The sequence below is a fragment of the Streptomyces sp. DH24 genome (genome assembly GCF_029813775.1).
In the GTDB taxonomy this organism is placed as follows: domain Bacteria; phylum Actinomycetota; class Actinomycetes; order Streptomycetales; family Streptomycetaceae; genus Streptomyces.
In genome coordinates this window covers 152,904-174,484 of sequence record NZ_JARVKW010000003.1, presented here as the reverse complement: position 1 = coordinate 174,484, position 21,581 = coordinate 152,904, and the positions used below count along the sequence as shown (strand labels likewise).

The window sequence follows — 21,581 nt, the reverse complement described above, 5'->3', positions numbered from 1 at the left end:
CGTTCGCGCAGCATTGCTGCGCAATTTCTGCGCTCAGCGCACGGTTCCTGCGTGGCCTGACGACTCGCCCGGTGCCGGGTGGCTGGCACCCGCCTCCGGGCTCTCCGGAATGAGGTGGGACAGCACCATCACACTGATCGTCTTGCGGATGAACGGCTCCGCGCGGATCCGCTCCAGCACCTCCTCGAAGTGCTCCACGTCCCGCGCCCGCACGTGCAGCAGCGCGTCCGCGCCCCCCGTCACCGTCATCGCCGCGGTGATCTCCGGATGGTTGCGCACCACCTCCGCCAGCCGCCGCGGCGGCGCCGCACCCTCGCAGTACACCTCGACGTACGCCTCCGTGCGCCAGCCCAGCGCCGACGGCTCCACCGTGGCCGTAAACCCGGTGATCACACCCGTGTCGCGCAACCGGTCCACCCGGCGCTTCACCGCCGTCGAGGACAGTCCGACGGACGCGCCGATCTCGGCGAAGCTCGTCCTGGCGTTCGCCATCAGAGCGGTGATGATCTTCCGGTCGAGCTCGTCGAACGGCGTGGGTCCACTGTTCATGGCCGCACTGTATCGAGCACCGTCCCGGACGCCGTATCCAGCGAAAACGCCCATGCCGGACCGTGTCCAGACGTACCAATAACACCTACACTCCACGTTCATGCTGCGCGCCCTCGCTGTCGACGACGAACGCCCCTCGCTGGAGGAGCTGCTGTACCTGCTCAACTCCGATCCGCGCATCGGCAGCGCGGAGGGCGCCGGCGACGCGACCGAGGCGCTGCGCCGCATCAACCGCGCCCTGGAGTCCGGGCCCGACGGCCCCGAGGCGATCGATGTCGTCTTCCTCGACATCCAGATGCCCGGCCTCGACGGCCTCGACCTGGCCCGGCTGCTGAGCGGCTTCGCCCAGCCGCCGCTCGTCGTGTTCGTCACCGCGCACGAGGACTTCGCCGTACAGGCCTTCGACCTCAAGGCCGTCGACTACGTGCTCAAACCCGTCCGCAAGGAACGCCTCGCCGAGGCCGTGCGCCGGGCCGCCGAACGACGCGGCGCCGCCCCCCGCATCCCCGTCCACGAACCCGACCCCGACCACATGCCCGTCGAACTCGGCGGCGTCACCCGCTTCGTCCCCGTCGACGAGATCACCCACGTCGAGGCCCAGGGCGACTACGCCCGCCTCTACACCGACAAGGGCAGCCACCTCGTCCGCATCCCGCTGTCCACCCTGGAGGAACGCTGGCGCTCGCGCGGCTTCGTCCGCATCCACCGCCGCCACCTCGTCGCCCTGCGCCACATCGGCGAGCTCCGCCTCGACGCGGGCACCGTCAGCGTCATCGTCGGCGCCGAGGAACTCCAGGTCAGCCGGCGGCACGCGCGGGAACTGCGGGACCTGCTGATGCGCCGCACCACGAGCTAGGACAAGCACCGTGCCCCAGGACCCCACCGAACGCCGCGTCGTCGTCACCGGCCCGCCCCGGCGCGTGCGCCGCACCTCCGGCTACTACCGGCCGCGCACCGAGATCGACGAACAGACCACCCTGGGCCACACCTACGTGCGCTCCCTGATGCGCACCCAGCTGCGCGCCGCCCTCGGCGTCTTCGCGGTCCTCGTCCTCCTCGTCGGCCCGCTGCCGGTGGTGTTCGCGGCGGTCCCGGGCGAACGCCGCCTGGAGTGGCTGATCCTCGGCTTCGGCCTCTACGCCCCCCTCGTCCTGCTCGCCCGCTGGTACGTCCGGCGCGCCGAACGCAACGAACGCGACCTCGTCCGCCTGGTCGAGGACCGCTGAGCGCGCGTCCCATGAACTCCGGCTACGCCGTCCCCGCCGTCGCCCTCGTCGTCGTCGCCACCGTCCTCGTCGGCGCCTTCGGTCTGCGCATCTCCCGCACCACCTCGGACTTCTACGTCGCCTCCCGCACCGTCGGACCCCGCCTCAACGCCGCCGCCATCAGCGGCGAGTACCTGTCCGCCGCCTCCTTCCTCGGCATCGCCGGACTGGTCCTCGTCCAGGGCCCCGACATGCTCTGGTACCCGGTCGGCTACACCGCCGGATACCTCCTGCTGCTCCTGTTCGTCGCCGCCCCGCTGCGCCGCTCCGGCGCCTACACGCTCCCCGACTTCGCCGAGGCCAGGCTCGCCTCCCAGGCCGTGCGGCGGCTCGCGGGCGGCTTCGTCGTCGGCGTCGGCTGGCTCTACCTGCTGCCGCAGCTCCAGGGCGCCGGGCTGACCCTGACGGTGCTGACCGGGGCACCGGACTCGCTCGGCGGAGTGATCGTCGCCGTCGTCGTGACCGCCACGGTCGCCGCCGGCGGCATGCGCAGCATCACCTTCGTGCAGGCCTTCCAGTACTGGCTCAAACTCACCGCCCTGCTCGTCCCCGCCCTCTTCCTCATCCTCGCCTGGCAGGCCGACGGCGCCCCCCGCGACGCCTTCGACGAACCGGCGGCCTTCCGCGAACAGCGCGTCGTCCGCGTCGGGGACAGCCTGGAGATGAAGCTCGACAAGCCGCTCACCGTCACCGTCACCGGCACGGTCGACGGCCGCACCCACGACGGCACCCGGGTCCGTCTGCCCGCCGGCACCCACAGCATCGACGGCGGCACCCGGCTGACCTTCGCCAAGGGCGCCCCCGTACCCGAGACCCGCCGCGGCGCCGACGACGCGCTGTCGCCGTCCCGGGCCGAGAGCCGCACCGAACGCCCCCTGTACGCCACGTACGGACTGATCCTCGCCACGTTCCTCGGCACCATGGGCCTGCCGCACGTCGTCGTCCGCTTCTACACCAGCCCGCACGGCGTCGCCGCCCGCCGCACCACCGTCGCCGTGCTCGGTCTGATCGGCGCGTTCTACCTGCTGCCGCCCGTCTACGGCGCCCTCGGCCGCCTCTACGCGCCCGAGCTGACCCTCACCGGCGACGCGGACGCCGCCGTCCTGCTGCTGCCCGACCGCGTGATCGGCGGACTGGGCGGCGATCTGCTCGGCGCCCTGGTGGCGGGCGGCGCCTTCGCCGCGTTCCTGTCCACGGCCTCCGGACTGACCATGGCCGTGGCCGGCGTCCTCACCCAGGACGTCCTGCCCTCCTGGGGCGTGCGGCACTTCCACGTCCGGCACTTCCGGCTCGGCACGGTCATCGCCATGGCCGTGCCGCTCGCCGCCAGCGTCATCGTCGGCGGGCTGCCCGTCGCCGACGCCGTCGGACTCGCCTTCGCCGTGTCCGCGTCGTCGTTCTGCCCATTGCTCGTGCTCGGCATCTGGTGGCGCCGGCTGACCCCGCCGGGCGCCGCCGCCGGAATGCTGGTGGGCGGCGGCTCCGCGCTGCTCGCCGTCGCCGCGACCATGGCGGGCCTGCCCGACGGCGGCGCCCTGCACGCCCTGCTGGCCTGGCCGGCGCTGTGGTCCGTGCCGCTGGGCTTCCTCACCATGGTGCTGGTGTCGCTCGCCACGCCGGGGCGGGTCCCGACCGGCACGGAATCGATCCTCGCGCGGTTCCACCTGCCCGAGGAACTGCGGACGGAGGTGTCGCCGTGAGCGGATTCGTGGCCGGTCTGTGCGTGGCCGTGCTCCCGCTGCTCGCCGCCGGTTTCTGGCTGGGCCGGCGCACCGCCCGGCCGGCGAACCTCGCCGGGCTCGGCAGCCCCGTCGAGCACGCCACCTTCCAGACCCTGCACACCGCCTCCCTCGCCGCGCCCCCGCTGCGCGCCGGCCTGACCGAGGAGACGGCCCGCAAATCGGCCCGGAAACTGCGCTCACTGCTGGGCACGGACGCGCTGTGCCTGACCGACCTGAAGGAGGTCCTGGTCTGGGACGGGGTGGGCGCCCACCACCGCACGGAGATCATGGACCGCCTCGCCGGGCCCCTGGAGACCGGCCGGGGCGAGGCCTTCCCGCTGACCTGCGACACCCCCGACTGCTCGGTGCGCTGGGCCGTGGTCGCGCCACTCACCGTGGACGACCGGGTGCACGGCGCGCTCGTCGCCTGCGCGCCCCGCGAGTCCGCCGTCCTCGTCCGCGCCGCCGGGGAGGTCGCCCGCTGGGTGTCCGTGCAGCTCGAACTGGCCGACCTCGACCAGTCCCGCACCCGGCTCATCGAGGCCGAGATCAAGGCACTGCGCGCCCAGATCTCCCCGCACTTCATCTTCAACTCGCTCGCGGTGATCGCGTCCTTCGTACGCACCGACCCCGAGCGCGCCCGCGAGCTGCTGCTGGAGTTCGCCGACTTCACCCGCTACTCGTTCCGCAGGCACGGCGACTTCACCACCCTCGCCGACGAGCTCCACGCCATCGACCACTACCTGGCGCTGGTGCGGGCACGCTTCGGCGACCGCCTCGCGGTGACCCTGCAGATCGCGCCCGAGGTGCTGCCGGTCACGCTGCCGTTCCTGTGTCTGCAGCCGCTGGTCGAGAACGCCGTCAAGCACGGTCTTGAGGGCAAGGCCGTGTCCTCGGGCACGTGCCACATCCAGATCACCGCGCAGGACGCGGGCGCCGAGGCACTCGTCGTCATCGAGGACGACGGCGCCGGGATGGACCCCGGCCTGCTGCGCCGCATCCTCGCCGGTGAGGTCAGCCCGTCCGGCGGCATCGGACTGTCCAACGTCGACGACCGGCTCCGCCAGGTCTACGGCGACGACCACGGCCTCGTCATCGAGACCGCGGTCGGAGCCGGCATGAAGATCACGATCCGCCTGCCGAAGTACCAGCCCGGCGTGCACTCGGCCGGGCGACTGGCCCAGTGAACCCCGGCGGGCGGCCCGCCGGCGCGCTCACCCCTGGCTGAGCACCATCCCCAGGGTGAGCAGTCCGAGGACGACCCAGCCGAACCACAGCCATCCGTTGCTTCCGAGAGCCACCGTGTAGGCGGTCACCATCACGAGACCGCCGACGGTGAGCACCCCCATCGTCTTGGTGGAACTGTCCGTGGAACCGGGCATCGCAACACCCTCCTCATGGTTCGTTCCCTCCATGGTGCCCCGTCCGGGCGCCCTGCGAATCAGGAACGACGCAGAGTCGTCAGTTGCCGCGTGCGTTCAGCGAGGCGAGATAGGCGTTGTACGCCTCCAGCTCCTGGTCGCCGTCGCGGTCGGCGGCCCGGTCCTTGCGCTTGGCCTGCCGCTGGTCGGAGGCGTACCACTGGAACATCAGCGCGATCAGCACCAGCACGGACGGGATCTCGCTGAACGCCCAGGCGATGCCGCCGGCCGCGTTCTGGTCGGAGAGCGCGTCGATGCCGAGCGAGGACGGCGGATTCCGGAACGTCTCGACCATGGGCGTCGAGGCCATCATCAGGGCGATGCCGAAGAACGCGTGGAAGGGCATGCCCGCGAACAGCTCCAGCATCCGCATCAGGTGGCCCGGCCGGTTCGGCCCCGGGTCCACGCCCATGATCGGCCAGAAGAAGACCAGGCCGACGGCGAGGAAGTGCACCATCATCGCGACGTGGCCCGTCTTCGAGCCCATCAGGAAGTCGAACAGCGGGGTGAAGTACAGGGCGTACAGGCTCGCGATGAACAGCGGGATCGTGAACACGGGGTGCGTGACGATCTTCATGTAGCGGCTGTGCAGCAGCATCAGCAGCAGCTCGCGCGGACCCTTGTGACCGCGGGCGGCGGGAGGCAGCGACCGCAGCGCCAGTGTGATCGGGGCGCCGAGCAGGATCAGGATCGGCGACAGCATGCTGATGACCATGTGCTGCACCATGTGCACGCTGAACATGACCATGCCGTAGTCGTTGAGCCCGGTGCACATCACCAGCGCGACGGACAGCACACCGGCGACGTACGCCACCGTCCGTCCGACCGGCCACTTGTCGCCGCGCCGCGTCAGCCGGACGACCCCCCATCCGTACAGCGCGAGTCCCAGCAGACAGGCGACCAGGAAGAACGGGTCCGCCGACCACTGAAGTCCGCGCCCCAGCGTGAACGGCGGCAGATCCATGACCATGCCGTGCCCGCTGTGTTCCATCCGCCGGCTCCTGATTCGTGGGGGTGTGTCCGAACCAGAGTAGGACGGCCCCCGGTCACACCATTGACCGGGGGCAGGACAGCGGGCCTGCGGCAGGCGTGGGGGGCGCGGGGAACTGCGCGACAGACCGCGACGTGCCCGCACCCGGCGACGAAACAGGAGCCCTACGGCGCGTCCCCTGCAGCTACAGCACGCACTCCGCCTCGGTGTACCGCTCCACCGGAACCGTCTTCAACGTCTCCACGGCCTCCGCCAGCGGCACCATCACGATGTCCGTCCCGCGCAGGGCCGTCATCCGCCCGAACTCGCCCCGGTGCACGGCCTCCACCGCGTGCCAGCCGAACCGCGTCGCCAGCACCCGGTCGTACGCGGTGGGCGTACCGCCCCGCTGTACGTGCCCGAGGATCACCGGCCGGGCCTCCTTGCCGAGGCGGCCCTCCAGCTCGATCGAGAGCTGCCGCGCTATCCCGGCGAACCGCTCGTGGCCGTAGATGTCCTTGCCGCCCTCGTCGAAGTCCATGGTGCCCGCCTTCGGCTTGGCTCCCTCCGCGGCGACCACGATCGCGAACCGCTTGCCCGCCGAGAACCGCTCACCGACCTTGGCGGTCAACTCGTCGATGTCGAAGGGCCGTTCCGGCACGACCACGGCGTGCGCGCCGGCCGCCATGCCGGAGTGCAGCGCGATCCAGCCGGTGTGGCGGCCCATGACCTCCACGATCAGCACGCGCTGGTGGGACTCCGCGGTGGTCTTCAGCCGGTCCAGGGCCTCGGTCGCGACGGTGACCGCCGTGTCGAAGCCGAAGGTCACGTCCGTGCCCGCGATGTCGTTGTCGATGGTCTTCGGTACGCCCACGATCGGCAGGCCGTTGTCGGAGAGCAGCCGGGCCGCCTTCAGCGTGCCCTCGCCGCCGATCGGGATGATCGCGTCGAGGCCGAGCTCCGCGACATGTCCGCGGGCCCGCTCCACGCCGTCCCGCAGGTGCTCGGGACGGACCCGGGAGGAGCCGAGGATCGTGCCGCCGCGGGCCAGGATGCCGCCCACCGCGTCCAGGTCGAGCTTGAGGTAGTCGCACTCCAGGAGGCCTTTCCAGCCGTCCCGGAAACCGATGACCTCGTCGCCGTGGTCGGCGACGGCACGGTGCACGACGGACCGGATGACGGCGTTCAGGCCGGGGCAGTCGCCGCCGGACGTGAGGACACCAATGCGCATAGCCCGAATTACCTTCTCGACGTGGGCCGGATCCGGACCACGCTGTCCGGCTCGAATCCCCGCCACCCTAGCGGCATCGGGGGGCGGGGCCGAAGCATGCGTCCGCCTGCTGGACGACCCCGCTCACCTGTGCGGAGGGGGCGTCAGACGGGCCGGTTCCCACCGCCCGTACGGGCGGTGAACGCCGGGCTCACGCGGGTTGCTGGGCCGCGGCGATGCGCTCGTTGCGGAGCGCCTCGTACCAGTGGTCTTCGACCGGCGGCAGCGCGTTCACGTCGAGCGCCAGCTTCAGCAGCAGGTCCGCGATCTGCGGGTTGCGGGCCAGCACCGGGCCGTGCATGTACGTGCCGAAGACCGTGTCGTTGTACGCGCCCTCCGTGCCGTCGCCCGTGCCGTTGCCGTTGCCGAACCGCACCCTGGCGAGCGGGCGGGCCGAGGGGCCGAGGTGGGTGACGCCCTGGTGGTTCTCGAAGCCGGTCAGCGGGGGCAGGTTGAGGCGCGGGTCGATGTCCCCGAGGACGTCGCCGACGCACCGGGCGCCCTCGCCGCGCACCGAGACCACGTCGAGCAGGCCGAGGCCGGGCTCGCGCTGGCCGAGGTCGTTGATGAACTCGTGGCCGAGGATCTGGTAGCCGGCGCACACCGAGAACACGATCGCGCCGTTCGCCACCGCCCGGTGCAGACCGCCGTCCCGGCGCAGCCGCTCGGCCGCGAGGCGCTGCGGCCGGTCCTCGCCGCCGCCGATCAGGTAGATGTCGCCGGACGTGGGGATCGGCTGGTCGCTGCGCACGTCGAGCCGGGCCACGTCCAGGCCGCGCTGCCGGGCCCGGCGCTCCACGACGAGGGCGTTGCCCTGGTCACCGTAGGTGCTGAGCAGGTCCGGGTAGATCCAGACGAGCCGCAGGCTGTTGTCGCTCATGAAGTCAGTGTCCTCTGGGTCCTCTGGGTCCTGGGTCCTGGGTCCTGGGTCCTGGGTGCTGGGTCCTCTGGAGTGCGTCAGTTGCCGACGCGGCGGCGCAGGTCCTGGAACGCGGTGTAGTTGGCGATGACCTCGATCCGGCCGGGCGGGCACATCTGCACCGCCTGGTCGAGGTCCTCGCACACCTGGAAGTGCTGGTTCGCGACCTCCAGGCGCACCGCGAGGTCGAGCTTGCGGTCGCCGACCACGAAGATCGGGTGCCCGGTCAGACGCGTGTAGTCGACGTCCCACAGCCAGGAGGTGTCGGTGCCGTCGGCGGAGCGCGCGTTGACCGAGAGGACCACCGGGGTGGGCGGCGGGTCGATCAGGGAGAACGTCTCCAGCCAGCCGGCCGGGTTCTTCGCGAGCAGCAGCCGCAGGTCGCGGCCCTGGAACTGCACGACGTCGTAGCGGCCGGCGACCGCCTGCACCTGGTACATGCGCTCCAGGGCGACCTGCGGCGGCACCCCGAAGACGGCGGCGACGGCGGCCGAGGACGTGGCGTTGGCCTTGTTGGCGCGGCCCGGCAGCTGGAGGTGGATCGGCCAGGCCGAACCGTGCGGGTCGAGGACGTGGTCGCCGGACAGCGCCCAGGTCGGGGTGGGACGGCGGAAGCCGCACTCGCCGCAGAACCAGTCGTCACCGGGGCGCTGCATCACACCGCCGCAGGACGGGCAGGACCAGGCGTCGTCCTTCCACATCTGCCCGGCGGCGACCCAGATCACGTTGGGGGAGGACGACGCGGCCCACACCACGAGCGGGTCGTCGCAGTTGGCCACGACGACGGCCTTCGAACCGGCCAGGCCCTCACGCCAGTTCTCGGCGAGCATGCGGGTCTCGGCGGCGCGGTCCAGCTGGTCGCGGGAGAGGTTCAGCAGCGCGATGCACTTCGGATCGGTGTCCCGGGCGACGCCCGCCAGGTACTTCTCGTCGACCTCGATGACGCCGTACCGGGCGTCCGAGTTGCCGGCGAGCGCCGAGGTGATGCCGGCGGGCATGTTCGCGCCGAGCGCGTTGGAGACGACCGGGCCCGCCGCGCGCAGGGCCTCGGCGATGAGCCGGGTGGTGGTGGTCTTGCCGTTGGTCGCCGAGACGAGGACGACGTCCAGGTTCTGGGCGAGCCGGGCGAGGAGGTCGGGGTCGAGCTTGAGAGCCACCCGGCCGCCGATCACCGAACCGCTGCCGCGTCCCGCGGCGCGCGATGCCGCTGCGACCGCCTTGCCCGCGGTCACGGCCAGCTTGGCCCGCGGCGTGAGCGGGTCCGAGTTGCCTGCCATCAGTTCTCGATCCTCCTTGCGTACGCGCCGCGCCTGTGGCCTGACGGCAACGTGGTGGTGGAGCTCAGCCTATCGAGATCCATTCGCACTCCCGAATCATGGCACCGCTCGGGCGTTCGCGGGGGAGGCGAGGCCGGGGGTGTTCCGGCACGGACCGTACTCTTGCCGCCATGCCACACGCCTCCATCCCGGGCGCCCGCGGGCGCGTCCGGCCCCTCACCCTGCTCGGCGACCCGGTGCTGCGCACGCCGTGCGCGGACGTCACCGACTTCGGCCCCGAACTCGCCCGCCTCGTCGAGGACTTGTTCGCGACCATGTACGCGGCGCAGGGCGTCGGCCTCGCCGCCAACCAGGTGGGCGAGCCGCTGCGCGTGTTCGTGTACGACTGCCCGGACGACGATGACGTACGTCACGTCGGCCATGTCGTGAACCCGCGGCTGGTCGAGGCGGACGGCCTGGTGCTGCGCGGTCCCGAGGGCTGTCTGTCCCTGCCGGGCCTGGAGGCGGGCACGCGGCGCTACGACCACGCCGTGGTCGAGGGCGTGACGGTGACGGGCGAACCGGTCACCGTGCACGGCACGGGCTTCTTCGCGCGGTGCCTGCAGCACGAGACGGACCACCTGGACGGCACGGTGTACGCCGACCGCGTCACGGGGTGGCGCCGGCGCCGTCTGCTGAGGCAGGTCGCGCGGGCCTCCTGGAGCGGGTGAGGCGTCAGAACCCGGGCGCCCCGGTCCGGTCCCCGGCTGCGGCCAGCCGCCCCCACAGCAGATCGGCGAGGCTCGTCACCAACTCCGCCCGGGAACAGGGCCGTTCGCCGAGCCACCAGTCGCCGGCGGCGTGCATCATGCCGACGATCCCGTGGCCCCAGACCCGTGCCAGTTGCCCGCCGCCGGGTCCGAGGTCGACCCGTTCCTCGATGACCTGCGCCAGCTCCTCGCCCATGCGCCGCAGCAGCGGCGCGGAGTGCGCGCCGATGTCGAACCCGGGCTCGCCGCCCTGGCCGGTCTCCGCCGGATGCATCAGGAAGCGGTAGACCTGCGGACGGGCCTCGATCGCCGCGAGGTAGGTGTCGAGGGTGGCCTCCACGCGCCGGCGCCGCTGTGCCGGGGCGTCCAGCGCCGCGCGCAGCGAGTCGAGGAGGGCGTCCGTGTGCCGCTTGGCGAGTGCCGCGTACAGTCCGCCCTTGTCGCCGAAGTGCCGGTAGAGGATCGGCTTGGTGATGCCGGCCTCCGCGGCGATGGCGTTCATCGACGCCTGCGGGCCGTCGCGCAGCACCACTCGGTCGGCGGCTTCCAGCAGCTCGCGGCGTCTGCGGTCGGCGGACCGCTGCTGCTCGGTCGGCTGCGTGGTGTTCATGTGCTCTCCCCACCCGTGCTGTTTCGGTGACGCCTGCGCAAACTAACACCCGACCGGCCCGGGAGATCGAACGGGCAGCCGAGCGGTGGTCGGGAGTTGACTTTTCCTACCCGTGGGTAACAGACTCGGGTTACCGTAAGTAACACGCACGTGCGCCGCTGGAGGGGACATGGCCGAGTTCACCATGGAGCTCAACGACGAACAGAAGGAAGTCCGGGACTGGCTCCATGGCTTCGCCGCCGACGTGATCCGCCCCGCGGCCGCCGAGTGGGACGAGCGTGAGGAGACCCCCTGGCCGGTGATCCAGGAGGCCGCCAAGGTCGGCATCTACTCCCTCGACTTCTACGCCCAGCAGTACTTCGACCCCACCGGCCTCGGCATCCCGATGGCGATGGAGGAGCTGTTCTGGGGCGACGCCGGCATCGCGCTCTCCATCGTCGGCACCGGCCTCGCCGCCGTCGGCGTCCTCGCCAACGGCACCGACGAGCAGATCGGCACCTGGATCCCCCAGATGTACGGCGACGCCAACGACGTCAAGGTCGCCGCGTTCTGCTCCTCCGAGCCCGACGCCGGCTCCGACGTGGCCTCCATGCGCACCCGCGCCGTCTACGACGAGGCCAAGGACGAGTGGGTCCTCAACGGCACCAAGACCTGGGCGACCAACGGCGGCATCGCCAACGTCCACGTCGTCGTCGCGGTCGTCGACCCGGACCTCGGCTCCAAGGGCCACGCCTCCTTCATCGTGCCGCCGAACACGCCCGGCCTCTCGCAGGGCCAGAAGTTCAAGAAGCACGGCATCCGCGCCTCGCACACCGCCGAGGTCATCCTGGACAACGTGCGCGTGCCCGGCTCCTGCCTGCTCGGCGGCAAGGAGAAGCTGGACGAGCGCCTCGCCCGCGCCCGCGAGCGGGCCAGGACCGGCGGCGAGCGCGTGAAGAACGCGGCGATGGCCACGTTCGAGGCGTCCCGCCCGGCGGTCGGCGCGATGGCGGTGGGCACCGCGCGCGCCGCGTACGAGGTCGCCCTCGACTACGCCAGGACCCGGGAGCAGTTCGGCCGGCCGATCATCGACAACCAGGGCGTCGCCTTCCAGCTCGCGGACATGCGGACGTCCATCGACGCCGCGCGCCTGCTGGTGTGGCGGGCCTCCTGGATGGCGGTCAACGGCAAGCCGTTCACGGCGGCCGAGGGCTCGATGTCGAAGCTGTTCGCCAGCGAGACGGCCAAGAAGGTCACCGCCCAGGCGGTGCAGATCCTGGGCGGCAACGGCTACACGCGCGAGTACCCGGTGGAGCGGATGCACCGCGACAGCGCGATCTACACGATCTTCGAGGGCACGAGCGAGATCCAGCGCCTCGTGATCGCCCGGACCCTCGCGGGCATGCCGATCCGCTAACGGTGCCGCAGCGGCGTCAGCTGCTCGATGTCGTACTTCGTCCGCAGGGCCTCGATGGCCCCGTGGTCGGGCGGCCCCCCGCTCCCCAGGATCTCCAGCAGCTCCTCGAAGTAGCGCTCGTGATCCGGGGGCGGGGACGCCTGGAAGAACATCTTCGCCGGGCCGTCCGTCGGGTTCGCGAACGCGTGCGGGCAGCCCGGCGGCACGACGATCACCGTGCCGGGGGTCGCCCGCACCACCCGCTTGCCCGAACTCGACTCCCACTTCTGCCAGTTGTCGGGCGTGCGCACGCGCGGCTCGAAGGCGAGCACGTCCAGCTCGCCCTCCAGGACGTAGAACAGCTCCTCGCTGCGCGTGTGCACATGGGCGCCCACGTCGAAGCCCGGCGGTACGACGACCTCGAAGGTGGACGCCGTCCGCGAGTGCGAGCCGGTCACCTTGAAGGTGACGTGCTGTGCCGGTGCCGCCACCACCCGGCCGTGGCCCGGCGGCACCAGCAGTCCGTCCGTCGCCGTCATCGTCCCCTCACCACGTCACCGGCAGGGCCTCGGGGCCGCGGATCAGCGCGCCCTTCTTGAACGGCACCTCCTCGGGCGGCACCGCCAGCCGCAGGCCCGGCACACGGTCGAGGAGCGTGCCGACCAGCAGCTCGGACTCCAGCCGGGCCAGCATCGCGCCGGGGCAGTAGTGCGGACCGAAGCCGAAGGAGACGTGCGGGTTCGGGCTGCGCGAGAAGTCGATCGCGTCCGGGTCGGCGAAGACCTCCGGGTCACGGTTCGCGGCCAGGTACGACACGTAGACCGCGTCGCCCGCCCGGATCCGCACCCCCCTGATCTCCACGTCCTCCAGGGCGATGCGCGACAGCCCGACGGCGTTGCGGTGCGGAATCCAGCGCAGCAGCTCGTCGATGGCCCGCGGCCGGATCTCCGGCTCGGCTCGCAGCCGCTCGGCGAGCTCCGGGCGGGTCAGCAGCACGTGGAACATCTGGCCGCTGTTGTTGGTGACCGCCTCGCCGCCGATCTGGAGCAGCACCGCAAGACCCACGGCCTCGTCCAGGGTGACCTCGCGGCGCCCCACGGCCGCGCCCAGCAGCGAGGCGACGTCCTCGCCGGTGCTGTCCTCCCGCAGGCCGATCAGGTCGGAGAAGTACGCGCTCATCTCCTGCTTGGCCCGCTCGCTGACGTCGGCGCCGTGCGCGGACGACAGGATCAGCTGCGTCCAGGTGTGCATGGCCTCCCGGTCGGCGGCCGGCACGCCCATCAGCTCGCAGATCACCGCGATGGGGAAGGGGCCCAGCACGGCGGTCGTGAGGTCGGCGGGCGGGCCCTGCGACAGCATCGCGTCGACCAGCTCCTCCAGCATCCGCCGGGACCTCTCCCGCACCCGCTCCACGCCCCGTGCCGTGAAGGCGGCGGCGACCGTGCGGCGCAGCCGGGTGTGGTCCGGCGGGTCCAGGAAGCCGACCGCGCCGCGCGCCGGGATGAAGTGCGGCGCGAGCCGGGTGACCTGCCGGTCCATCACGGCCTCGCGGCCGAACCGCGGATCGTTGGTGACCAGGCGCACATCGTCGTGCCGGGTCACCAGCCAGGCCCAGCCCTCGCCGTTGGGCAGCTTGATGCGGGTGACCGGGCCCTCGGCCATCAGCTCCCGCAGCACGGGGTCGAAGTCCGTGCCGGGCAGGTCGAGCGCCGGCCAGTTCCGCACCGGCGGCAGGGTCTCGGTGAGCGTCTCCTCGGTCATGACGTCCTCACGCCGCCCTCTCGTCGGCGCGGTGCCAGCGGCCCAGCGCCATCTCCGCGGTGATGCCGGGCCCGAACCCGGCGAGCAGTCCACGCGCCTGGTGCTCGGCGCCACCGTCGTCGAACAGCCGCCGCAGCGCGTCCAGGACGACGGCGCTGGCGATGTTGCCGTACTCGGTGAGCGTCGCCCGGCTGAACCGGAACGCGTGCGGGTCGACCTTCAGGAACTTGCTGAGGTCGTCGAGGATGCGTGGCCCGCCGGCGTGGACGATGTAGAAGTCCAGGTCGGAGGCGTCCCAGTCGTGCTGCGCCGCCAGGGCCTTGAGCGCGGGGGCGAGCGGCTCCATGGTGGCGGGCACCCGCTTGTCCAGCAGGAAGTGGAATCCGGTGGCCCGGACGTCGTACATGATCCACTCCTCGGTCTTGGGGATCAGGTACGAGCCGTTGCGCTCCAGCCGGATGCCCTCGCCGCCCCGGCCGCGCACCACGGCCGCGGCGATGCCGTCACCGAACAGGCCGTTGGAGAGCAGCGATCCGACGCCGATGTCGGTGGGCTGGTAGCACAGCGAGCAGAACTCGCAGGCGACGATCAGCGCGTTGGCCTCCGGGTAGGCCGTGCAGAAGTCGTGCGCCCGGTTGATCGCGGCGCCTCCCGCGGCGCAGCCCAGCTGGGCCATGGGTATCTGCCGGGTGGTGCTGTCGAAGCTCATGGAGTTGATGAGCCAGGCCGTGAGCGAGGGCATCATGAAGCCCGTGCACGACACGTAGATGATCACGTCGATGTCGGTGGTGAGGAGCTCCGCGTCGTCGAGCGCCCGCTGCACGACCGCCGGGACCCGGGCCTTCGCCTCGGACTCGTAGAGCTTGTTGCGCTCCTCGAAGCCGGGGTGCTGGAGGGTCTCCTCGATGGGCTGCACGATGTGCCGGGTGCGCACTCCGGTGTTCTCGATCAGCCGGAGCGCCAGCGCGAGTTGGGGGTGATCGGCATGGCGGGTCCGCGCCAGCTCAAGCGTCTCCTCCATCGTGATCACGTGCTCGGGAACCGACACCGAGGGTCTGCACAAAGTCGCCATGAACCGTGCCTGCTTTCGCGTTCCAAAGGCCCCTTCGCTCCCGGTTCCGGAAGGGGTGGTTCTCGGAGAGTGGTCCACTCCACGATCACCCGCCGGGGCGACGATCTCGCGCCGGACTACTCCATCCCGGGGGACCCCGTGCCAAGGTCGGAGCGGCAGGCCCGTGCCCGATGCGACGGAGGCAGCGATGACACGCACCGCCCGGCAGTTGCTGGAGTCGACCATCCGCGAACTCGCGCCCGATCCGGGAGCCAACCGGCTCGTCCCGCTGATCGCCCGGGGCGAGGCCGACCGCCGGACCACCCTCGCGGCGCTGGCCCTGGAACAGCGCCTGGTGATCGCCGCGGACCGCCGCTCGTTCCTCCACCTGGCGCAGCGCTCCGCCGACGCCCCGGAGGCCGCCGCCTTCTTCACGGTGCTGGCCGAGGGCGAGGCGGTGGCGGGGGAGCGGCTGGAGGGCTTCGCCGCGGCCTGCGGCGTGGACGAGAGCCGGGCCCGCGACCACGAGCCCCTGCCGGGCTGCCAGGCCTATCCGGCGTACGTCGCCTGGCTCGCCCTGAACGGCTCACCGGCCGACGTGGTCCTGGCCCTGACCGCCAACTTCTCCGCGTGGGGCGGCTACTGCGCCACCATCGCGGGGGCCCTGCGCGAGCACTACGGCTTCACCGACGAGAGCTGCGCCTTCTTCGACTTCTTCGCCGAACCGGCCCCCGACCTGGACCGGCGGGCGACGGCGGCCGTGCGGGAGGGCCTGGACACCGGCCGCCTGGACGAACGGCAGGCGCACCGGTACGGCCGCCTCCTGCAGCACTACGAGGCGACGTTCTGGTCGACGCTGGAGGGGACCGCTTAGGGCGTGGTGCCGCTGCTGTGCGCGATGCAGGCCACGTCGATACGGTCGGCCAGTTTCGCCAGCTCGATCGTGAGGGCGGCCACGGTGTCCTCGTCGAGCCCTTCCTCGCCTGCCTCCACCAGACGCAGCCACCGGCCGCCCACCGTGCGCAGCAGCTTGCTCACGTCGCTGGCGGCCACCTGCAAGGTACCGCGGTCGTCGACGATCAGAGGCAGAGTCACTTCGCGGTTCACAAAGGGGATCGTAGCTGCGGAACGCTCACGCTCCGTGCCATACGGTGGTGATGTTGCAGAACTCCCGGATTCCGTGTCCGGACAGCTCACGCCCGTACCCGGACCGCTTCACCCCGCCGAACGGGAACGCCGGGTGGGACGCCGTCATCCCGTTGACGTACACGCTGCCGGCCTCCAGGTCGCGGACGAACCGGTCCACGTCGGCGTCGTCCCGGGTCCAGACGTTGGAACTCAGCCCGAACGGCGTGTCGTTGGCGATCAGGACGGCCTCGTCCAGGTCGGCGGCGCGGTACAGCGTGGCGACCGGTCCGAAGGCCTCCTCGCGGTGGATGCGCATCTCGCGGTTGATGCCGGCGAGGACGGTCGGCGGGTAGTACCAGCCCGGCCCGTCGGGGCGTTCGCCGCCGCACAGCACCTCGGCGCCGGCCCGCACCGCGTCGTCGACCAGCTCCTCGACGTCGTCGCGGCCCTGTTCGCTGGAGAGCGGACCGACCTCGGTGTCCTCGTCCAGCGGGTCGCCGACCTTCAGGGCCCTCATGCCCGCGACGAACCGCTCGGCGAAGGCGTCGTAGACGTCGGCGTGCACGATGAACCGCTTGGCGGCGATGCACGACTGCCCGGTGTTCTGCACGCGCGCGTTCACCGCGACCTCGGCGGCCCGGTCGAGGTCGGCGGACGGCATCACGACGAACGGGTCGCTGCCGCCCAGCTCCAGCACCGTCTTCTTGATCATCTCCCCGGCGGTGGAGGCGACCGCGCGGCCCGCGGGCTCGCTGCCCGTGAGGGTGGCCGCCTTCACGCGCTCGTCGCGCAGGATGTCGTCGACCGCCGCCGAGCCGATCAGCAGCGTCTGGAAACAGCCTTCGGGGAAGCCCGCCCGGTGGAACAGGTCCTCCAGGTACAGGGCCGTCTGCGGGACGTTGGAGGCGTGCTTGAGCAGGCCCACGTTGCCCGCCATCAGCGCCGGCGCCGCGAACCGGATCACCTGCCAGAGCGGGAAGTTCCACGGCATCACCGCGAGCACCGGGCCCAGCGGCCGGTAGCGCACCCGGACCCGGGAGGCGCCCGAGTCGCGCACGTCGGCGTCGGCGGGCTCCTCGTCGGCGAGCAGGCCGGCGGCGTGGTCGGCGTACCAGCGCATGGCCTTGGCGCACTTCGCGACCTCGGCGCGGGCCTGCTTGACCGGCTTGCCCATCTCGGTGGTGATCAGCCGGCCGAGATCCTGCTGGTCCTTCTCCAGGAGGTCGGCGGCCTGCCGCAGGAGCCGGGCGCGTTCGTCGAAGCCGGTGGTGCGATACGTGCGGAAGGTGGCCTCGGCCAGCCGGAGCCTGCGCTCAATCTCCTCCTCGCCCATGGCCTCGTACGTCCTGAGCGTCTCGCCGTTCGCCGGATTCACCGTTGCGATGGGCATGACCGACCTCCCTGGGAGCGAACCGTGTTCCGACCTTCGCGCGCGGCGGTGGTGCCCGCAACGCGGTGCGGCTACAAGGGCGAGTGCTCCGCGAGCCGGTCGAGAAACGCGGCCTGCGCCGTGACGATCACCTCGCGCGCCCGCTCCAGGCCGAACCACGCCACCCGGTCCAGCTCGGGGAACTCCCGCATGCGCCCCGACCGCGGCGGCCACTCCATCGTGAAGGTGCCGGGGACCACCGTCGCCGGGTCCAGGTCGGCCTCGACCGCCCAGACGGTGACGGTCTTGCCGCCGCGCTGGCGGACCTCGCCCAGCGCGATCGTCTCCCCGTCGGGCGGTGGCAGCCCCAGCTCCTCCTGGAATTCACGCCGGGCCGCGTCCCGAGCGGGCTCGGCCGGGTCGTACTCGCCCTTCGGGACCGTCCACGCCCCGGTGTCCCTGCGGGCGAAGAACGGGCCGCCCATGTGGCCGAGCAGGACTTCCAGGCCCTCGGGGGTGTGCCGGAACAACAGCAGCCCGGCACTGCGGGCGCCCGTCACGGCCGCACCTCGGGGTGCATCGCCAGCAGCGTCTCCACCGTGTCGGCCTCTTCGGGGCGCTTGTCCTCGCGGTAGCGGACGACGCGGGCGAAGCGGAGGGTGACGCCGGCCGGGTAGCGGGTGGAGCGCTGGAGGCCGTCGTAGGCGATCTCGACGACGAGTTCGGGGCGCACGGTCACGCCCCAGCCGTGCTCCTCGACGGCCAGCTGCGGCAGCCGCTCGGTCTGCCAGGCCAGCATCGCGTCGGTCATGCCCTTGAAGGTCTTGCCGAGCATGGCGAAGCCGCCGTCGGCGGTGCGGGCGCCCAGGTGCAGGTTGGACAGCTTGCCGGTGCGGCGGCCGTGGCCCCACTCGGCGGCCAGCACCACCAGGTCGAGGGTGTGCACGGGCTTCACCTTCAGCCAGGACGCGCCGCGCCGGCCCGCGCTGTAGGCGGCGTCCAGGCCCTTGGCGACCACGCCCTCGTGGCCGCGCTCGAGCGTCTCGGCGAGGAACTCCTCGGCCGCCCGGACGTCCTCGGGCCCGGAGACCAGCCTGCGGCGCACCCGCATCGGCTCCGGCACCAGCCGCGCCAGCTCGGCGTGCCGTTCGGTCAGCGGCAGGTCGAGCAGGTCGCGGCCGTCGACGGACAGCGCGTCGAAGAAGACGGGGGAGACGGGCACCTGGCGGGCCGCCGTGGCGACGTCCACCCGCGAGCCGACGCGTCCGGCGGTCTCCTGGAACGAGCGGGGCCTGCCGTCCGCGTCGAAGGAGATGACCTCGCCGTCCAGGATGAACCGCTCGCCCCGCAGCTCCAGAGCCGCGGCGCTCACCTCGGGCAGGCGGTCCGTGATGTCGTCCAGGGTGCGGGTGTGGATCCGTACGGTGGCGCCGTCCCGGTGCACCTGGACGCGGATGCCGTCGAGTTTCTCCTCCACCGCGCAGGCGCCCAGCTTGCCGACGGCCTCGGCCACCGAGGACGCGGAGTGCGCCAGCATCGGCAGCACCGGGCGGCCGACCGTGAGCCGGAACCGATCCAGGGCCGCGGGGCCGTCCGCGAGCAGCGCCTCGGCCACCGTCTGCAGCGAGCCCGCCAGCATCACCGCCCGCCGCACGTCCGGCGGCGGCGCCCCGGTCGCCTGCGCCAGCCCTTCGACGGCGACGGCGTCCAGGGCGCCCTGGCGCACCTCGCCGGTCAGCAGTCCGAGCAGGAACCGCTGTTCGCCCTCGGTGGCGGCGCCCATCAGCTCGCCCACCAGCAGGGCCCGCTGCGCCTGCGAACCGGCGCCGGACACCGCCCCGAGCCGGGTGAGCCGGGCGTCCACCTCGCGCACCGTCAGTGTCGGCTCGGCCGCCGGGTCCACGTGCCGGCCCAGCACCTTCCAGCCGACGCCGATCCGCCCCTGCGGCAGCCGTCCCGCCAGATACGGGATGACGATCGGCACGTCGTCGGGTTCCGCCTCCCGGAACAGCTCCGCGAGCAGCGCGATCTTCCGGGACCGCGCCGAGGTGGCGGCGACTTCCCTGGACACGTCGGCCAGCCGGGTCAGCAGCATGCAGTCATGGTGCACCGAGGCGGGCGGGGCCACACCCGGACGGCACCGGCCGCACGCCCCGCAGGTGCTACCGAGCGCGCCGGTCGGGCCGTAAAACCTGTGGGTCCTCACGCAGGGCTGTGCGCCCTCGGAGTGCGCGAAGGCCGGCTGACGAACGACCCCTGACGACGACACCCGGCTCCACCGGCGGCCCGCCGGATGCCGCCGGGCACCGGCCGGCGGATCGCGCGGCTTCCCGGCCGGTTGCCCGGTGGCCGGCCCGAGCCAAGGGGTCCGACGTACGTCGCCGACCGGGTACCCGCCCGGCGGGCCGGGCGGCGGGGAACCGGCAGGCCTCAGTCGCCCACGGCCTCGTTCAGGCGCGACATGACCAGGTCGCCGACGATCGCGGTAGCCGCGCGGTAGCCGCCGCTCGCCGCGTGGACGACCTGTTCGGCGAAGCCGATCGCGTTGCCGGCCGCCCACACCCCGGGCACCGTGGTCAGGCCGGTCTGGTCGACCACCGGGTACGCGCCGAACGGGGTCTCGTGCAGCTCCGCGCCCAGCTGCTCCAGGAGCCCGGTCTGCGGCACGGCCCGCGGCGCGACGAACACCACGGAGCGGGCGTGCGTCGTGCCGTCCGCGAGCCGCACCCCGGTGAGCCGGTCGTCCTCGACCACCAGACCCCCGACGTCGCCCGGCACGACCTTCACCCCGGCCGCGGCGAGGCGGCGCAGGTCCTGGTCGGACAGCTCCTCCTCGGCGACCGTGTGCAGGAAGAACGTCACGTCCTTCGACCACTGGGACACGATCAGCGCCTGGTGCACGCTCGCCACGCTCGTGGCCAGCACGCCGAACGCCTCGTCGCGCACTTCCCAGCCGTGGCAGAACGGGCAGTGCAGCACGTCCCGGCCGAACCGCTCGGCGACGCCGGGGACCGCGGGCAGTTCGTCCTTCAGACCGGTGCTCACCACCAGCCGCCGGGCGCGCACCGTCCGGCCCGAGGCGAGCGACACGGCGAAGTGCTCGCCGCCGGTGACCTCCACGGCCCGGTCCCGGACGAGCTCCACCCCGTACCGGGAGATCTCCTCCCGGCCGACGGCGAGGAACTCGGCGGGCGACATGCCGTCCCGCGACAGATACCCCTGCATGTGCGCCGAGGGCGCGTTCCGCGGCTCGCCCGCGTCGACGACCAGCGCCCGCATCCGGGCCCGGCCCAGCACCAGCGCGGCGGACAGCCCCGCCGCGCCGCCCCCGACGACGACCGCGTCGTACAGGTCGTACACGTCCAGCTTCTCGGTCATGGTGACCACCTCCGCCTCCGACGTTCGCCCACGACGGGCAGATTGACAAATGCGTTTGCTGAAACTGCAATGGCCGGATGACTGACGAAACGGAAGAGGTCCTCGCGGGCGTCGGACCCCGGCTGCGCCGCGTCCGCAAGGAGCGCGGCGCCACGCTCGCCGGGCTGTCCGAGGCGACCGGCATCTCGGTGAGCACGCTCTCGCGGCTGGAGTCCGGGCTGCGCAAGCCCAGCCTCGAACTGCTGCTGCCGATCGCGCAGGCCCACCAGGTGCCGCTGGACGAACTGGTCGGCGCCCCGCCGGTCGGCGATCCGCGCGTGCGGTCCGAGCCCATCGTGCGGCACGGCCGCACCCACTGGCCGCTGACCCGCCAGCCCGGCGGACTCCAGGCGTACAAGGTGCTCGAACCGGCACGCCGCGCCGAACCGGACCCCCGCACCCACGAGGGCTACGAGTGGATGTACGTCCTGTCGGGGAAGCTCCGGCTGGTGCTCGGCGAGCACGACGTGGTGCTCACGGCCGGGGAGGCCGCCGAGTTCGACACGCGCGTGCCGCACTGGTTCGGGTCGACGGGGGAGGGGCCGGTGGAGTTCCTCAGCCTCTTCGGCCCGCAGGGCGAGCGGATGCACGTACGGGCGAGGCCCAAGCGGTCGTGACCCGTGGCGCTGCCCCGCCGGGGCCGTGACGCGCCCGACTGTTCCCTGATCGGCAAGCGACCGCTTAGTATGCGGTGGACCGGTCGGACGACGCAGTCGACGTGGAGGCCCC

Annotated in this window: 23 protein-coding genes; 8 read left to right on the top strand and 15 right to left on the bottom strand. The window is 72.3% G+C overall.

All coding sequences use genetic code 11. The features are described 5' to 3' along the window. Positions 1-33: 33 nt before the first annotated feature. Entirely contained in the window at positions 34-549 is a 516-nt protein-coding gene (locus tag QC282_RS03340) for an Lrp/AsnC family transcriptional regulator (RefSeq protein WP_279547649.1), read from the bottom strand. 100 nt (positions 550-649) lie between these two features. Here QC282_RS03340 and QC282_RS03335 point away from each other — a divergent pair, with 100 nt between their 5' ends. The 4 genes from QC282_RS03335 to QC282_RS03320 are packed head-to-tail and all read left to right on the top strand — an operon-like array spanning position 650 to position 4,722. Continuing rightward, positions 650-1,405 (top strand): LytTR family DNA-binding domain-containing protein, encoded by a 756-nt coding sequence (locus QC282_RS03335; RefSeq protein WP_279547648.1) that lies wholly within the window; start codon positions 650-652, stop codon positions 1,403-1,405. 10 nt (positions 1,406-1,415) lie between these two features. Then, positions 1,416-1,775 carry a hypothetical protein gene (locus QC282_RS03330; RefSeq protein WP_279547647.1) on the top strand — a complete coding sequence of 120 codons (360 nt, stop codon included), beginning with the start codon at positions 1,416-1,418 and terminating at the stop codon, positions 1,773-1,775. 11 nt (positions 1,776-1,786) lie between these two features. Next, positions 1,787-3,514 carry a cation acetate symporter gene (locus QC282_RS03325; protein WP_279547646.1) on the top strand — a complete coding sequence of 576 codons (1,728 nt, stop codon included), beginning with the start codon at positions 1,787-1,789 and terminating at the stop codon, positions 3,512-3,514. Then, complete coding sequence (locus QC282_RS03320; protein ID WP_279547645.1) at positions 3,511-4,722, top strand: sensor histidine kinase; 1,212 nt, start codon at positions 3,511-3,513, stop codon at positions 4,720-4,722. Before QC282_RS03325 ends, QC282_RS03320 begins: the two co-directional genes overlap by 4 nt. Before the next feature lie 27 nt (positions 4,723-4,749). On the opposite strand, the gene QC282_RS03315 is transcribed toward QC282_RS03320, so the two are convergent. The 5 genes from QC282_RS03315 to QC282_RS03295 all read right to left on the bottom strand — a co-directional run bounded on the left by QC282_RS03315 (position 4,750) and on the right by QC282_RS03295 (position 9,392). Beyond that, on the bottom strand, positions 4,750-4,917 hold the full coding sequence (locus QC282_RS03315) for a hypothetical protein (RefSeq protein WP_279547644.1): 168 nt from the start codon (positions 4,915-4,917) through the stop codon (positions 4,750-4,752). 79 nt (positions 4,918-4,996) lie between these two features. Then, positions 4,997-5,947, bottom strand: a complete 951-nt coding sequence (locus QC282_RS03310; protein ID WP_279547643.1) for a cytochrome c oxidase assembly protein — start codon at positions 5,945-5,947, stop codon at positions 4,997-4,999. Between the two features lie 184 nt (positions 5,948-6,131). Next, entirely contained in the window at positions 6,132-7,157 is a 1,026-nt protein-coding gene (locus tag QC282_RS03305; protein ID WP_279547642.1) for a 6-phosphofructokinase, read from the bottom strand. A gap of 190 nt (positions 7,158-7,347) precedes the next feature. After that, a complete protein-coding gene (locus QC282_RS03300; RefSeq protein WP_279547641.1) occupies positions 7,348-8,076 on the bottom strand; it encodes a glutamine amidotransferase in 729 nt (242 codons plus the stop codon). A gap of 77 nt (positions 8,077-8,153) precedes the next feature. Further along, positions 8,154-9,392: a MurT ligase domain-containing protein gene (locus tag QC282_RS03295; RefSeq protein ID WP_279547640.1), complete on the bottom strand. Its 1,239-nt coding sequence runs from the start codon at positions 9,390-9,392 to the stop codon at positions 8,154-8,156. Positions 9,393-9,562: 170 nt separating this feature from the next. Between QC282_RS03295 and def the strand changes: the two genes are divergently transcribed. Beyond that, on the top strand, positions 9,563-10,102 hold the full coding sequence (def, locus tag QC282_RS03290) for a peptide deformylase (protein ID WP_279547639.1): 540 nt from the start codon (positions 9,563-9,565) through the stop codon (positions 10,100-10,102). Between the two features lie 4 nt (positions 10,103-10,106). On the opposite strand, the gene QC282_RS03285 is transcribed toward def, so the two are convergent. Continuing rightward, positions 10,107-10,751 carry a TetR family transcriptional regulator gene (locus tag QC282_RS03285; protein ID WP_279547638.1) on the bottom strand — a complete coding sequence of 215 codons (645 nt, stop codon included), beginning with the start codon at positions 10,749-10,751 and terminating at the stop codon, positions 10,107-10,109. Between the two features lie 169 nt (positions 10,752-10,920). Between QC282_RS03285 and QC282_RS03280 the strand changes: the two genes are divergently transcribed. Then, positions 10,921-12,147 carry an acyl-CoA dehydrogenase family protein gene (locus tag QC282_RS03280; protein ID WP_279547637.1) on the top strand — a complete coding sequence of 409 codons (1,227 nt, stop codon included), beginning with the start codon at positions 10,921-10,923 and terminating at the stop codon, positions 12,145-12,147. Here QC282_RS03280 and QC282_RS03275 read toward each other — a convergent pair. The 3 genes from QC282_RS03275 to QC282_RS03265 are packed head-to-tail and all read right to left on the bottom strand — an operon-like array spanning position 12,144 to position 15,184. Further along, positions 12,144-12,665 carry a cupin domain-containing protein gene (locus QC282_RS03275; protein ID WP_279547636.1) on the bottom strand — a complete coding sequence of 174 codons (522 nt, stop codon included), beginning with the start codon at positions 12,663-12,665 and terminating at the stop codon, positions 12,144-12,146. The two genes, QC282_RS03280 and QC282_RS03275, sit on opposite strands and share 4 nt — an antisense overlap. A gap of 7 nt (positions 12,666-12,672) precedes the next feature. Continuing rightward, positions 12,673-13,887, bottom strand: coding sequence for a cytochrome P450 (locus tag QC282_RS03270; RefSeq protein WP_279547635.1), 1,215 nt, complete (start codon positions 13,885-13,887; stop codon positions 12,673-12,675). A gap of 7 nt (positions 13,888-13,894) precedes the next feature. Beyond that, complete coding sequence (locus QC282_RS03265; RefSeq protein ID WP_279547634.1) at positions 13,895-15,184, bottom strand: type III polyketide synthase; 1,290 nt, start codon at positions 15,182-15,184, stop codon at positions 13,895-13,897. Here QC282_RS03265 and QC282_RS03260 point away from each other — a divergent pair. Beyond that, complete coding sequence (locus QC282_RS03260; protein ID WP_279547633.1) at positions 15,147-15,812, top strand: transcriptional regulator; 666 nt, start codon at positions 15,147-15,149, stop codon at positions 15,810-15,812. The genes QC282_RS03265 and QC282_RS03260 overlap by 38 nt on opposite strands. On the opposite strand, the gene QC282_RS03255 is transcribed toward QC282_RS03260, so the two are convergent. The 5 genes from QC282_RS03255 to QC282_RS03235 all read right to left on the bottom strand — a co-directional run bounded on the left by QC282_RS03255 (position 15,809) and on the right by QC282_RS03235 (position 20,813). Next, positions 15,809-16,045, bottom strand: coding sequence for a DUF6213 family protein (locus QC282_RS03255; protein ID WP_279547632.1), 237 nt, complete (start codon positions 16,043-16,045; stop codon positions 15,809-15,811). The genes QC282_RS03260 and QC282_RS03255 overlap by 4 nt on opposite strands. A 25-nt stretch (positions 16,046-16,070) precedes the next feature. Continuing rightward, positions 16,071-17,456 (bottom strand): NADP-dependent succinic semialdehyde dehydrogenase, encoded by a 1,386-nt coding sequence (locus QC282_RS03250; RefSeq protein ID WP_279547631.1) that lies wholly within the window; start codon positions 17,454-17,456, stop codon positions 16,071-16,073. 71 nt (positions 17,457-17,527) lie between these two features. After that, positions 17,528-17,995 (bottom strand): NUDIX domain-containing protein, encoded by a 468-nt coding sequence (locus QC282_RS03245; RefSeq protein WP_279547630.1) that lies wholly within the window; start codon positions 17,993-17,995, stop codon positions 17,528-17,530. Next, a complete protein-coding gene (locus QC282_RS03240) occupies positions 17,992-19,530 on the bottom strand; it encodes an ATP-dependent DNA ligase (protein WP_279547629.1) in 1,539 nt (512 codons plus the stop codon). Before QC282_RS03240 ends, QC282_RS03245 begins: the two co-directional genes overlap by 4 nt. Before the next feature lie 335 nt (positions 19,531-19,865). Then, a complete protein-coding gene (locus QC282_RS03235) occupies positions 19,866-20,813 on the bottom strand; it encodes an NAD(P)/FAD-dependent oxidoreductase (RefSeq protein ID WP_279547628.1) in 948 nt (315 codons plus the stop codon). A gap of 77 nt (positions 20,814-20,890) precedes the next feature. Between QC282_RS03235 and QC282_RS03230 the strand changes: the two genes are divergently transcribed. Further along, on the top strand, positions 20,891-21,469 hold the full coding sequence (locus QC282_RS03230; protein WP_279547627.1) for an XRE family transcriptional regulator: 579 nt from the start codon (positions 20,891-20,893) through the stop codon (positions 21,467-21,469). Positions 21,470-21,581: the final 112 nt, after the last annotated feature.